The sequence below is a fragment of the Pseudomonas sp. FW305-E2 genome, from assembly GCF_058782925.1.
The window spans coordinates 1-12,426 of sequence record NZ_JBYSYE010000079.1 but is presented as its reverse complement, the minus strand read 5'-3'; the positions used below and the strand labels follow the sequence as shown (position 1 = coordinate 12,426).

The 12,426-nt window shown below is 62.1% G+C and carries 10 protein-coding genes and 1 tRNA gene; 7 read left to right on the top strand and 4 right to left on the bottom strand.

The window, feature by feature from the left end:
• Nucleotides 1-560: 560 nt before the first annotated feature.
• The 5 genes from AC3WLP_RS27405 to AC3WLP_RS27385 all read left to right on the top strand — a co-directional run bounded on the left by AC3WLP_RS27405 (nt 561) and on the right by AC3WLP_RS27385 (nt 4,269).
• Nucleotides 561-1,196: a TetR/AcrR family transcriptional regulator gene (locus tag AC3WLP_RS27405; RefSeq protein ID WP_003247170.1), complete on the top strand. Its 636-nt coding sequence runs from the start codon at nt 561-563 to the stop codon at nt 1,194-1,196.
• A 256-nt stretch (nt 1,197-1,452) separates the two neighbouring features.
• Entirely contained in the window at nt 1,453-2,421 is a 969-nt protein-coding gene (locus AC3WLP_RS27400; RefSeq protein WP_088513099.1) for a GTP 3',8-cyclase MoaA, read from the top strand.
• A gap of 66 nt (nt 2,422-2,487) precedes the next feature.
• Nucleotides 2,488-3,093: a DUF4823 domain-containing protein gene (locus AC3WLP_RS27395; RefSeq protein WP_088513100.1), complete on the top strand. Its 606-nt coding sequence runs from the start codon at nt 2,488-2,490 to the stop codon at nt 3,091-3,093.
• Nucleotides 3,094-3,103: 10 nt separating this feature from the next.
• Nucleotides 3,104-3,661, top strand: coding sequence for a DUF1285 domain-containing protein (locus AC3WLP_RS27390; protein WP_012053286.1), 558 nt, complete (start codon nt 3,104-3,106; stop codon nt 3,659-3,661).
• A 206-nt stretch (nt 3,662-3,867) separates the two neighbouring features.
• Nucleotides 3,868-4,269 carry a cupin domain-containing protein gene (locus tag AC3WLP_RS27385; protein ID WP_012053285.1) on the top strand — a complete coding sequence of 134 codons (402 nt, stop codon included), beginning with the start codon at nt 3,868-3,870 and terminating at the stop codon, nt 4,267-4,269.
• A gap of 58 nt (nt 4,270-4,327) precedes the next feature.
• On the opposite strand, the gene AC3WLP_RS27380 is transcribed toward AC3WLP_RS27385, so the two are convergent.
• Nucleotides 4,328-4,403 (bottom strand) — tRNA-Asn (locus AC3WLP_RS27380).
• 62 nt (nt 4,404-4,465) lie between these two features.
• On the bottom strand, nt 4,466-5,662 hold the full coding sequence (locus tag AC3WLP_RS27375; protein WP_003247178.1) for an amino acid aminotransferase: 1,197 nt from the start codon (nt 5,660-5,662) through the stop codon (nt 4,466-4,468).
• A gap of 284 nt (nt 5,663-5,946) precedes the next feature.
• On the opposite strand from AC3WLP_RS27375, the gene uvrB reads away from it, so the two are divergent.
• Nucleotides 5,947-7,962: an excinuclease ABC subunit UvrB gene (uvrB, locus tag AC3WLP_RS27370; protein WP_003247179.1), complete on the top strand. Its 2,016-nt coding sequence runs from the start codon at nt 5,947-5,949 to the stop codon at nt 7,960-7,962.
• 127 nt (nt 7,963-8,089) lie between these two features.
• Here uvrB and AC3WLP_RS27365 read toward each other — a convergent pair whose 3' ends face one another.
• Nucleotides 8,090-9,640: an MDR family MFS transporter gene (locus tag AC3WLP_RS27365; protein WP_019752217.1), complete on the bottom strand. Its 1,551-nt coding sequence runs from the start codon at nt 9,638-9,640 to the stop codon at nt 8,090-8,092.
• Nucleotides 9,630-10,685 (bottom strand): HlyD family secretion protein, encoded by a 1,056-nt coding sequence (locus tag AC3WLP_RS27360; protein WP_004577219.1) that lies wholly within the window; start codon nt 10,683-10,685, stop codon nt 9,630-9,632. Before AC3WLP_RS27360 ends, AC3WLP_RS27365 begins: the two co-directional genes overlap by 11 nt.
• Before the next feature lie 143 nt (nt 10,686-10,828).
• Here AC3WLP_RS27360 and gltX point away from each other — a divergent pair, with 143 nt between their 5' ends.
• A complete protein-coding gene (gene gltX, locus AC3WLP_RS27355; RefSeq protein ID WP_012053281.1) occupies nt 10,829-12,310 on the top strand; it encodes a glutamate--tRNA ligase in 1,482 nt (493 codons plus the stop codon).
• Nucleotides 12,311-12,426: the final 116 nt, after the last annotated feature.

Here is a 12,426-nt window from a genome sequence, read left to right as displayed (position 1 = left end):
GCCGCGCGGGCGGCGCTCGATCTCCCTTCTGTGCCAGGCGCGCGCGACCGCCTTGTTTGTACGACGCGATATCGAGGGGTGCGCCAAGGCGTTCGCGCGCAAATCCCACGGGCCTAATTGGCCCGAAACAAGCGTAGGAGCGGGTTTACCCGCGAAGCGCCGCGCGGGCGGCGCTCGATCTCACAGGCGCTGAGAATCTTGCGGCACGCACCTGACAGCCGTCACACACCATCCTCCCCACAAAAAAAACCCGGGTTCTGGGGGAGGAATCCGGGTTAAGACCATTAGGAGTAAAACAAAGGTACGCGGTCCCTGAGCACCTTTATCGGCGCGCCACTGGGGGGGATGCGCCGCGCCAACACTTCAAGTATTGGTCAGGTTTGGCGCAGTGCCAGTGCATATTGGACGTTTTTTAAACAGATTTGGAATACGCCAACGTTTCATTCCTCCCGCAGCGCATGGCTGTATGCATCGTGAAACACAGACATGCGTGGATGATCCGTGCAATTTCCCGCAAGTTAGGCATAATAAACCGCTTCGATTGTCATCCAGTCCTTCCCATGCAGAAAGAACCTCGTAAGGTCCGTGAGTTTCGCCGTCGCGAACAGGAAATACTCGATACCGCGCTCAAGCTGTTTCTCGAGCAAGGTGAAGACAGCGTCACCGTCGAGATGATCGCCGACGCCGTGGGCATCGGCAAAGGCACGATCTACAAGCACTTCAAGTCCAAGGCGGAGATCTACCTTCGCCTGATGCTCGATTACGAGCGTGACCTGAATGAGCTGTTGCACTCGGCCGACGTCGACCGTGACAAGGAAGCGCTGTCGCGCGCCTACTTCGAGTTCCGCATGCGCGATCCGCAACGCTACCGGCTGTTCGACCGCCTTGAAGAAAAGGTGGTCAAGGGCAATCAGGTGCCGGAAATGGTCGAGCAGCTGCACAGCATCCGTGCCTCCAACTTCGACCGCCTGACCCAGCTGATCAAGGGCCGTATCAGCGAAGGCAAGCTCGAAGACGTGCCGCCGTATTTCCACTACTGCGCTGCCTGGGCGCTGGTGCACGGCGCTGTGGCGCTGTACCACTCGCCGTTCTGGAGCAATGTGCTGGAGGACCAGGAAGGCTTCTTCCAGTTCCTGATGGACATTGGCGTGCGTATGGGCAACAAGCGCAAGCGCGACCCGGAACCCTCGAACTGAGCCTTGCGCGAAACTGCGCGGGCCCTATGGGGGCGGGCGCGCCCGCGAACACCGGCGCAGCCCGTGCCAGGCACCGCGTTTGATTCTTCGCGGGTACGCCCGCTCCCATAAGCACTGCGTCGTGCGTTCTCTGCGCGGCAGTGCAGCCTAAAGCGTTTCGCTATCGTTTGGACATTCGGCATTGCTCATGGGGCTTGCAAAAACCTGATTTATGAGTCAGGTTTTGCCGGCCCCTTCATCCATGCCGGAGTCATTCATGATTGTCGATCGTCAAGGCAGGCGCTTTCGCAACCTGCGCGTCAGCCTGACGGCTGCCTGCAACTACGCTTGCACCTACTGCGTACCCGACGGCAAGCGGCTGGTGGCGGCGCAGGACGAGCTGTCTGCGGATGCCCTGGCCCTTGGCGTGGCCTATCTGATCGAAGCCGCCGGCATCGAGCGCCTGCGGATTACTGGCGGTGAGCCACTGGTCAGCCCGCGCCTGGATGCCTTTCTGGCTGCCGTGGCCAAACTCGACCTTGACGACGTCTCGCTGACCACCAACGGCCAGTTGCTGGCGCGCAAGTTGCCGCTACTGCAGGCGGCGGGGATTCGTCGGCTGAACGTTTCCCTCGACACCCTCGACCCGCTGGCTTTCCGCCAGATTGCCCGTGGCGGCGACCTGGGCACTGTGCTGGATGCAATGGAGCAGGCCCGCGCCGTGGGTATGCGAATCAAGGTCAATATGGTGCCGATGCGCGGGAAAAACCTTGATCAGGTACTGCCGCTGCTGGATTACTGCCTCGCGCGCGGCTTCGAGCTGCGCTTCATCGAGCTCATGCGCATGGGTCACCTCTCTCACGATCGCAACGCCTTCCTCCAACAGTTTGTAGGCCTCGACCAGCTGCTTGCGCTGATCGGCGGCCAGCATACCTACGCCCAGGTGAATGCGCCGCTGGACGCCACAGCCATGCGTTACCACATCCCTGGCAGGGGCCACTTCGGCATCATTGCCAACGAAAGCGTGCCGTTTTGCCGGACCTGCTCGCGGCTGCGCCTGTCTTCTACGGGCTGGCTGCATGGCTGCCTGTCGTCAGGTAACCGGCACTTCGTCGGCGATCTGCTGGAAAAGCCGCGTCATCAGGCGCTGCCGGCCTTGCAGCGGTTGTTGGTCAAGGCTTTGGCTGACAAGCAGGACGTGGCCTTTTCCGGTGGTGTGACAGTCATGAAAGTGATCGGTGGCTGAAGCTGGCGCAAAAGCTGCATCCGCCGGCTATTCGCCGGTTTTTCGTCGCCGGCCACTGGAGGAAAGATGCGTAGCCTGGTCTTGCTGCTGGCGCTGATGGCGCTGGGCGGCTGCATGAATGTCAGCGATATGGGCGAAGGCGTCCGCTATCACATGAGCGATGCCGGTCTGCTGGACCACAGCGAAACCCGTCGCACCTTGTTGATCCGCCTGCAACCTGATTCGTTCATTTTCATTGGCCAGGGTGCATTCGTGCCGCCGGGAGAGGGGCCGGTGCCTCGGCAGAATGCAGTGGCCGAGCAGGCCTTCAAGAGCTTCGTCGAATACTTCCCGATGGTACGTCGTGCCCAGGGCCCGCTGGGCCTCGAAGAGGCCATTGCCCAGGCGCGCTTGGTGGGTGCGGACTACGTGTTGTACACGCGCTTCGCACGTACCGACGATCGCATCGGCAATGGTGACGAGTGGTATGACGAGCAGGCCGTCGACCGCTTGGGCTGGGACTCTGGCGTGGTGCAGATGATGCTGATCGAAACCAGTACCCGCTACCTGATCGACACCGCACGCATCAAGAGCCGTGGCGGTTTGTTGACGTTCCACGACAACACGCCGGAGGATTTGCTTGGTGCGCCGATGCGCGAGTACGCTCGTAGCCTCCTGGGCATGAGTGAATGAGGCAAGCGTGATGAGCGACTCCGGCAAGGCCAATGACCTTCTGGCGCAGATCCCCAAGGCCAAGGGGCTGCCGCCGGTGCACCTGTGGAACCCGGATTTCTGTGGTGACATCGACATGCGCATCGCCCGCGATGGCACCTGGTACTACCTGGGCACGCCGATCGGGCGCAAGCCGATGGTGAGGCTGTTCTCTACCATCATTCGCCGCGACGGCGATGACTACTTCCTGATTACCCCGGTAGAGAAGGTTGGCATTCGTGTCGACGATGCGCCATTCGTGGCCGTGCTGCTGGACGTGCAGGGCGAAGGCGAGCAGCAGGTGCTGCGCTTCACCAGCAATGTCGAGGACCAGGTCGAGGCGGGGCCGGATAACCCCCTGCGGGTGGTGATCGACCCGCTGACGCAGGAGCCATCACCGTATGTGCTGATGCGCAGCAACCTGGAGGCGCTGATACATCGCAATGTGTTTTACCAACTGGTGGAGCTGGCGGTGCCGCATGTGATCGACGGGGAGGAATGGCTTGGGGTGTGGAGTCGGGGGGCGTTTTACCCGATCGGGCGCGGCTGAGGCCTATGTTGGCGATGTCGGCCTCTTCGCGGGTAAACCCGCTCCTACGCACGTATCGAGGGCGGCACAGGCCGTCGTAGGAGCGGGTTCACCCGCGAAAGGGCCGGTACAGGCGAAAATCGGCCCCCTGCTTTTCCCCCGGATTGGCCATTTGTCTTCAGCCAGTCAGGGTCTAACCTGCAGGCACTTGTCCTCCAGGAAAGCTCATGAATCCATTAGCCATCATCCTCTTCGCGCTGCTCGCCGCCCAAACGCCCGCTTGGGCCCACGGTGATGTCGCCGACCAGGTCAGGGTCCTGCAACAACAGCAGCCCTCTAATGCCCCCGGCAAAACCGCCGTCATGCTCACCGTCAGCTACGCCCCGGGCGAGGCATCACCCGCGCATCAGCATCCGGGCGCAGTCATGGCTTACGTCCTGGAAGGGGCGGTGGTATCGAAGCTCAACAGCGAGCAGGAAAAGACCTACAAGGCCGGCGATTATTGGTACGAGGCGCCGGGCACCGTGCACAGCGTTTCACGCAACGCCAGCAAAACCCAGCCGGCCAGTTTGCTGGTCTGGAGCCTGGTGGACGAGGGCAAGCCAGTGACCGAGGTGCTTGGCCAATAATTCCAGCGCAACGAAAAAGCCCCCGGTTGCGTGCGCATCCGGGGGCTTCTTCAATGTCTGGCTCCGCGACCTGGACTCGAACCAGGGACCCAATGATTAACAGTCATTTGCTCTACCGACTGAGCTATCGCGGAATCTGCGCGTATCTTACTGATTGCCCGGGAGAAGTCAACCCACCCCCAGGCAAAACAATGAGTTACAGCACTTCCACGATCGCTTTGGTCACCACGTGGATGTTGCTCTGGTTCAGCGCAGCCACCGCGATACGGCCGGTGTCCAGGGCATAGATGCCGAAGTCGTTCTTCAGGCGGGCGACCTGTTCAACGGTCAGGCCCGAGTAGGAGAACATGCCAACCTGGCGGCCAACGAAGCTGAAGTCGCGGTTGGCACCGTATTCGGCCAGCAGCGAAACCATCTGCTTGCGCATGCCGTGGATGCGCTCGCGCATTTCGGCCAGTTCGGTTTCCCACATCTGGCGCAGTTCTGCGCTGTTCAGCACGGTGGCAACAATGGTTGCGCCGTGGGTTGGCGGGTTGGAGTAGGTGGTGCGGATCACGCGCTTGACCTGCGACAGCACGCGGGTGCTCTCGTCCTTGGAGGCGGTGACGATCGACAGTGCGCCGACGCGCTCGCCGTACAGCGAGAACGATTTGGAGAACGAGCTGGAAACAAAGAACTCCAGGCCCGACTCGGCGAACAGGCGCACGGCGAAGGCGTCTTCGGCGATACCGTCACCAAAGCCCTGGTAGGCCATGTCGAGGAACGGCACGTGGCCCTTGGCCTTGACCACTTCCAGGACGTTCTTCCAGTCGTCCAGGTTCAGGTCGACACCGGTCGGGTTGTGGCAGCAGGCGTGCAGCACCACGATCGAGCCGGACGGCAGGGCGTTGAGGTCTTCGAGCATGCCGGCGCGGTTGACGTCGTTGGTCGGCGCATCGTAGTAGCGGTAGGTCTGCACCGGGAAGCCGGCCGATTCGAACAGCGCACGGTGGTTTTCCCAGCTAGGGTCGCTGATGGCAACCACGGCGTTGGGCGAGAGGCGCTTGAGGAAGTCGGCACCGATCTTCAGGGCGCCGGTACCACCGACGGCCTGCACGGTGACCACGCGGCCGGCGGCCAGCAGTGGCGACTCGGCGCCGAACAGCAGCTTCTGCACAGCCTGGTCGTAGGTGGCGATGCCGTCGATCGGCAGGTAGCCGCGCGAAGCGTGCTGGGCGGCACGCTGGGTTTCGGCTTCGATCACGGCGCGCAGCAGCGGAATGCGGCCCTCCTCATTGCAATACACGCCTACGCCCAGGTTGACCTTGTCGGTACGTGGGTCGGCGTTGAATGCTTCGTTGAGGCCCAGAATAGGGTCGCGGGGTGCCAGCTCGACAGCGGAAAACAGGCTCATTGTTACCTTGGCTCTGATTGGAGTGTGATAGGGCGTACACGCTCCAGCCGAATGCACTGAAGCGGTGCACAAACGGGGAGTCAGTATAGTGATACCGACCGGTCACCGCGACACTCTGGCGCAGCTTTTGGGGCTATTTGCGCAAATATTTTTCGACCATTGGTCTAAATGCCGTGTCCACCGTTGGGCACGCCCACACCTGTGCCTTGAAAGCGCCCCCGAACGGGCGCATTTGGGTATAGACTACTGGCTAAATTTACAGCTGCTGCACCGCGAGGTCCTTCATGTCCGAGTTCCAGCTCGTCACACGTTTCCAGCCGGCTGGCGACCAGCCCGAGGCTATCCGCCAGTTGGTCGAAGGCATAGAGGCGGGGCTGTCGCACCAGACGTTGCTCGGGGTGACCGGTTCGGGCAAGACCTTCAGCATTGCCAACGTCATCCAGCAGGTGCAGCGCCCGACGCTGGTGCTGGCGCCCAACAAGACGCTGGCCGCCCAGTTGTACGGGGAGTTCAAGGCATTCTTCCCCAACAACGCGGTGGAGTACTTCGTTTCCTATTACGACTACTACCAGCCGGAAGCCTACGTGCCGTCGTCGGACACCTTCATCGAGAAGGACGCCTCGATCAACGACCACATCGAGCAGATGCGCCTGTCGGCGACCAAGGCGCTGCTGGAGCGGCGTGACGCGATCATCGTGACCACCGTGTCGTGCATCTACGGCCTGGGCAGCCCCGAGACCTACCTGAAAATGGTTCTGCACGTGGACCGTGGCGACAAGCTCGACCAGCGCGCGCTGCTGCGCCGGTTGGCCGACCTGCAGTACACCCGCAACGAAATGGACTTTGCCCGCGCCACCTTCCGGGTACGCGGTGACGTGATCGACATCTTCCCGGCCGAATCGGATCTGGAAGCCATCCGCATCGAGCTGTTCGATGATGAAGTGGAGAACATCGCCGCCTTCGATCCGTTGACCGGCGAGGTTTTCCGCAAGCTGCCACGTTTCACGTTCTACCCCAAGAGCCACTACGTCACCCCGCGGGAAACGCTGCTTGAAGCAGTGGAGGGCATCAAGGAAGAACTGAAGGAGCGTCTGGAGTACCTGCACAAGGCCAACAAGCTGGTCGAAGCGCAGCGTCTGGAGCAACGTACCCGCTTCGATCTGGAGATGATCCTCGAGCTGGGCTACTGCAACGGCATCGAAAACTACTCGCGCTACCTGTCCGGGCGTCCGGCCGGGGCGCCGCCGCCCACCCTGTACGATTACCTGCCGCCTGATGCGCTGCTGGTGATCGACGAATCACACGTCAGCGTTCCGCAGGTCGGCGCCATGTACAAGGGCGACCGTTCACGCAAGGAGACCCTGGTCGAGTACGGCTTCCGCATGCCTTCAGCGCTGGACAACCGGCCGATGCGTTTCGACGAGTGGGAGGATGTCAGCCCGCAGACCATTTTCGTTTCGGCCACTCCGGGGCCCTACGAGGCTGAGCATGCCGGGCGCGTGGTGGAGCAGGTGGTGCGCCCGACCGGGCTGGTCGACCCGCAGGTAGAGGTGCGCCCGGCGCTGACCCAGGTCGACGACCTGCTGTCCGAGATCCGCAAGCGTGTCGCGGCAGGCGAGCGAGTGCTGGCGACCACGTTGACCAAACGCATGGCCGAGGACCTCAGCGATTACCTGGCCGACCACGACGTGCGGGTACGCTACCTGCACTCGGACATCGACACGGTGGAGCGGGTGGAGATTATCCGTGACCTGCGCCTGGGCACCTTCGACGTGCTGGTGGGCATCAACCTGCTGCGCGAGGGCCTGGACATGCCCGAGGTGTCGCTGGTGGCTATCCTCGATGCGGACAAGGAAGGTTTTCTGCGTTCCGAGCGCTCCCTGATCCAGACCATTGGCCGCGCGGCACGTAACCTCAATGGCCGGGCCATTCTGTACGCCGATAACGTAACAGGTTCGATGCAGCGGGCCATTGACGAAACCGAGCGTCGCCGCGAGAAGCAGATCGCCTTCAACGAAGCCAACGGCATCGTGCCCAAGGGCGTGGTCAAGGACATCACCGACATCATGGAGGGTGCCGCCGTGCCCGGTGCGCGCAGCAAGAAGCGCAAGGGCATGGCCAAGGCGGCGGAGGAGAGCGCCCGTTACGAGGCCGAACTGCGTACGCCGGGCGAGATCACCAAGCGCATCAAGCAGTTGGAAGAGAAAATGATGCAGTTCGCCCGCGACCTGGAGTTCGAAGCTGCGGCGCAGCTGCGTGACGAGATTGCGCAGCTGCGGGAGCGGTTGATTAGCAGCTGAAGCCGGGCGCGGGCCCTGTGGGAGCGGGCGTGCCCGCGAAGAATTCAACGCGGTGGCTGGCACCGGCTGCGCCGGTGTTCGCGGGCATGCCCGCTCCCACAGGGACCGCATCTGATCTGTAGTAGCCTCAATGGGCTTCCCCAGCCTTCAGCCCCTCCGGCAACTTGCGGGTCAGCAACACCGCCACCATGCTCACCGCCAACCCGATCCCGACAAAGTGGAAGGCATCGTTGTAAGCCATGATCAGTGCCTGCTGGTGGGTAATCTCGCTAAGTTTGCCCAGCGCCGCATTGTCATTGCCCAAGCGCTCCGCCAGTTGCGCCAGCCGCTCAGCCACCTGCGGGTTGCTCGGCACCACCGCCTCCCGCAGGTAGTCGAAGTACACCTTGGTGCGCGCATCCAGCAGGGTGGCCAGCAAGGCAATACCAATCGCGCCACCGAGGTTACGCAGAATATTGAACAGGCTCGACGCGGACCCTGCATCCTGTTGTTGGATATACGCGGTGGCAATCAGAGAGATGGTCACCATGATCATCGGTTGACCCAGGGCGCGGATGATCTGGATATGGTTGAACTGCGGCCCGGCAAAGTCCGGGTTGAGCACCCCCGAACCGAAACTGGCAGCGCCGAACAGGCAAAAACCCAGCGCGCATAGTACCTTGGGCGATATCACCTTCATCAGTTGCGGCACCAGCGGGATCAGGAACAACTGCGGAATACCCATCCACATGATCACCTCGCCAATCTGCAAGGCGTTGTAACCCTGTACCTGCGCCAGGTACAGCGGTAGCAGATAGATCGAGCCGTACAGGCCCACGCCCATGCCCAGGCTGGCGATGCTCGACAGGCCAAAGTTGCGGTTGCCGAGGATGCGCAGGTTGATTAGCGGGTGAGGCTTGGAAAACTGCAGGATGACGAAGGTGATCAGGCTGACCAGGGCAACACTGCCCAGGCCGACGATCAGGTGTGACTCCAGCCAGTCCTTGCGATGGCCTTCCTCGAGAAACACCTGCAGGCAGCCCAACCCAAGGCCGAGCGTGACGATGCCGGCGTAATCGGTACTTTTCAGCAGCTCCCAGTGCGCCTCCTTCTTCTCAAGCCCGTACAACAAGCCGGCGATCATTAGCAGGCCTGGTGGGATATTGATGTAGAAGATGTATTCCCAGCCCCAGTTTTCGGTCAGCCAGCCGCCCAGGGTGGGACCGATGGAGGGGGCAAAAGTGGCGGTCATGGCGAACATCGCCATGCCTTTGGCGCGGTGGTGCTCGGGCAGCTTGATCAGCGTCAGGGTGAAGGCCAGCGGGATCAGCGCGCCACCGGTGAAACCCTGCAAGGCGCGGAACAGGATCATGCTCTCCAGGTTCCAGGCCATCGAGCACAGCAGCGACGACAGCAGGAAGCCGCTGGATACCCACACCGCCAGGCGCCGCGCCGACAGCAGTTGCACCAGCCAGGCCGTTAGCGGGATCATGATGATTTCCGCCACCAGGTAGGAGGTTGAAATCCATGAGCCTTCTTCCAGGGTCGCCGACAGAGCGCCCTGGATGTCCTTCAACGAGGAATTGGTGATCTGGATATCCAGCACTGCCATGAAGGCACCGAGCATCACGCTCATCACCGCGATCCAGTCGCGTCGGGTTGGCTCCGCCGTGGGGCGCAGCAGTTGGTCACCGGCCATTGTGGCCTTCGTCTGCGCTGCGCAGGTCGACGGTGGCGGTCACCGACATGCCGGGGCGAATACGCCCGTGCAACGGGTTGTCGGCGCTGAACGTGAGTTTTATCGGGATGCGCTGCACAACTTTGGTGAAGTTGCCGGTGGCGTTGTCCGGTGGCAGCAGGCTGAACTGCGCACCGGACGCGGCGAACAGGCTGTCCACCCGGCCTTCGATCGGTGTGTCGGGGTAGCTGTCGAACAACAGCTCCGCGCGCTGGCCGGGGTGCATGCGGCCGATCTGCGTTTCCTTGAAGTTGGCCTGCACCCAGATGTCTTCATCCGGCACGATCGACAGCAGGTAGGCGCCGGCCTGCACCACTTGGCCATTGCGCGCATTACGCTGGCCAATGGTGCCGCTGATCGGCGCATGGATTTCGCAGCGGGTCAGGTTAAGTTCGGCCTGGGCCAGGTCGGTGCGGGCATTGGCGATTTGCGCATCGAGGCGCTTGAGTTCGGCGTTCAGGGCGGTGACCTGCTGGCGCTGGCTTTGCAGGTCGGCGCGGGCCTTGTCGACCTGGGAGCCGGCGACATGGCTGTCCGCCGACAGGGTAGTGACACGCTCCTCAGAGACAAAACCCGGCTTGCGCAGCTTCTCGGCACGGCTCAGGTCCAGCCGTGAACGGTCGAACGTGGCCTGGGTGGCCGCCAACTGGGCCTGGCCGGCGGCAATCAGGCTGCCTTGTTGGGTGAGGCGGCTTTGCGCTTGTGCGTACTCGGCTTCGCGGGTGGCCAGGGCGGCACGGGCGCGTTCGACCGCCAGCTCGAAGTCGGCGGCTTCCAGGCGCACCAGCAGGTCGCCCTTGCTGACGTGCTGGTTGTCCTCGACCGGTACCGTTTCGATACGTGCGCCAAGCTGGCTGGAGATACGGGTGATCTCACCCTGCACGTAAGCGTTGTCGGTGCTCTCGTAGAAGCGGCCCTTGAAGTACCAGTGGCCCAGGAAGGCGAGGGCGATGATGGCCACCAGGGCGAAGAAGAGCGTCAGGCGGCGTTTGAGTTGGGCAGGCATGGGGACTATCGTTCCAGAAATGTAAACAAATTTAACAGCGGCACCGGGCCTGTCGACAAGTGACGTTCGCGCCATTGCTGGAGCCCGGTGCCCGCCTCCTGCTAACATCCCGCCTTTGTTTCATCTTTCGTTCGAGACTCTCCATGACCACCGTACGCACGCGTATTGCGCCATCGCCTACCGGCGACCCCCATGTCGGCACTGCCTACATCGCCCTGTTCAACTACTGCTTTGCCAAGCAGCACGGCGGTGAGTTCATCCTGCGCATCGAAGACACCGATCAGCTGCGCTCCACGCGTGAGTCGGAGCAACAGATCTTCGACGCCCTGCGCTGGCTTGGCATCGAATGGAACGAAGGCCCGGATGTCGGCGGCCCGCACGGCCCTTACCGGCAGAGCGAGCGTGGCGAAATCTACGCCAAATACGCTAAAGAACTGGTAGACGCCGGCCACGCCTTCTACTGCTTCTGCACTGCCGAAGAGCTGGAGCAGATGCGTGCCGAGCAGCAGGCTCGCGGCGAAACCCCGCGTTACGATGGCCGTGCATTGCTGCTGAGCGCCGAAGAAGTGCAGCGCCGCCTGGACGCTGGCGAGCCGCACGTGATCCGCATGAAGGTGCCGAGCGAGGGTATCTGCGTGGTGCCGGACATGCTGCGCGGCGATGTCGAGATCCCGTGGGACCGCATGGACATGCAGGTACTGATGAAGAACGACGGCCTGCCGACGTACTTCCTGGCCAACGTGGTCGACGACCACCTGATGGGCATCACCCACGTGCTGCGTGGTGAAGAGTGGCTGCCATCGGCGCCCAAGCTGATCAAGCTGTATGAGTACTTCGGCTGGGAGCAGCCCAAGCTGTGCTACATGCCGCTGCTGCGCAACCCGGACAAATCCAAACTGTCCAAGCGCAAGAACCCGACCTCGGTCACCTTCTACGAGCGCATGGGCTTCATGCCCGAAGCGATGCTCAACTACCTTGGCCGCATGGGCTGGTCGATGCCTGACGAGCGCGAGAAGTTCTCGCTGGCCGAAATGGTCGAGCACTTCGACCTGTCGCGTATCTCGCTGGGCGGTCCGATCTTTGACATCGAGAAGCTGTCCTGGCTCAACGGCCAGTGGCTGCGCGAGCTGCCGGTAGAGGAATTCGCCGCACGCCTGCAGAAATGGGCGTTCAACAGCGACTACATGATGAAGATTGCCCCGCACGTGCAGGGCCGGGTAGAAACCTTCAGCCAGGTTGCCCCGTTGGGCGGGTTCTTCTTCGAAGGCGCGCTCAAGCTGGACGCCAAACTGTTCGAAAGCAAGAAACTGTCGGCCGACCAGGTGCGTCAGGTGATCCAGCTGATCCTGTGGAAGCTTGAAAGCCTGCGTCAGTGGGAAAAAGAGCGCATCACCGGTTGCATCCAGGCTGTGGTCGAAGCGCTGGAGCTGAAGCTGCGTGACGCCATGCCGCTGATGTTCGCCGCCATCACGGGCCAGGCCAGCTCGGTTTCGGTGCTGGACGCCATGGAAATCCTCGGCCCCGACCTGACGCGCTACCGCCTGCGCCAGGCCCTGGACCTGTTGGGTGGAGTGTCGAAGAAAGAAAACAAAGAGTGGGAAAAGCTGTTGGCCTCCATCGGCTGACCGTTTCCCGAACACCGCTGTTGAGCACTGTGGGAGCGGCCTTGTGTCGCGAAAGGACTGCAACGCGGCCCCACAATCTTTGACTCGACACAAATCCGTCGGGGCCGCTTTGCGGC

What these genes read in the sequence shown, in the direction of transcription:
- AC3WLP_RS27365 (WP_019752217.1), bottom strand. Translation starts at nt 9,640, where the DNA reads ATGGCCGGTGACCAACTGCTGCGCCCCACGGCGGAGCCAACCCGACGC.
- AC3WLP_RS27390 (WP_012053286.1), top strand. Translation starts at nt 3,104, where the DNA reads ATGAGCGACTCCGGCAAGGCCAATGACCTTCTGGCGCAGATCCCCAAG.
- uvrB (WP_003247179.1), top strand. Translation starts at nt 5,947, where the DNA reads ATGTCCGAGTTCCAGCTCGTCACACGTTTCCAGCCGGCTGGCGACCAG.
- AC3WLP_RS27360 (WP_004577219.1), bottom strand. Translation starts at nt 10,685, where the DNA reads ATGCCTGCCCAACTCAAACGCCGCCTGACGCTCTTCTTCGCCCTGGTG.
- AC3WLP_RS27405 (WP_003247170.1), top strand. Translation starts at nt 561, where the DNA reads ATGCAGAAAGAACCTCGTAAGGTCCGTGAGTTTCGCCGTCGCGAACAG.
- AC3WLP_RS27385 (WP_012053285.1), top strand. Translation starts at nt 3,868, where the DNA reads ATGAATCCATTAGCCATCATCCTCTTCGCGCTGCTCGCCGCCCAAACG.
- AC3WLP_RS27395 (WP_088513100.1), top strand. Translation starts at nt 2,488, where the DNA reads ATGCGTAGCCTGGTCTTGCTGCTGGCGCTGATGGCGCTGGGCGGCTGC.
- AC3WLP_RS27400 (WP_088513099.1), top strand. Translation starts at nt 1,453, where the DNA reads ATGATTGTCGATCGTCAAGGCAGGCGCTTTCGCAACCTGCGCGTCAGC.
- AC3WLP_RS27375 (WP_003247178.1), bottom strand. Translation starts at nt 5,662, where the DNA reads ATGAGCCTGTTTTCCGCTGTCGAGCTGGCACCCCGCGACCCTATTCTG.
- gltX (WP_012053281.1), top strand. Translation starts at nt 10,829, where the DNA reads ATGACCACCGTACGCACGCGTATTGCGCCATCGCCTACCGGCGACCCC.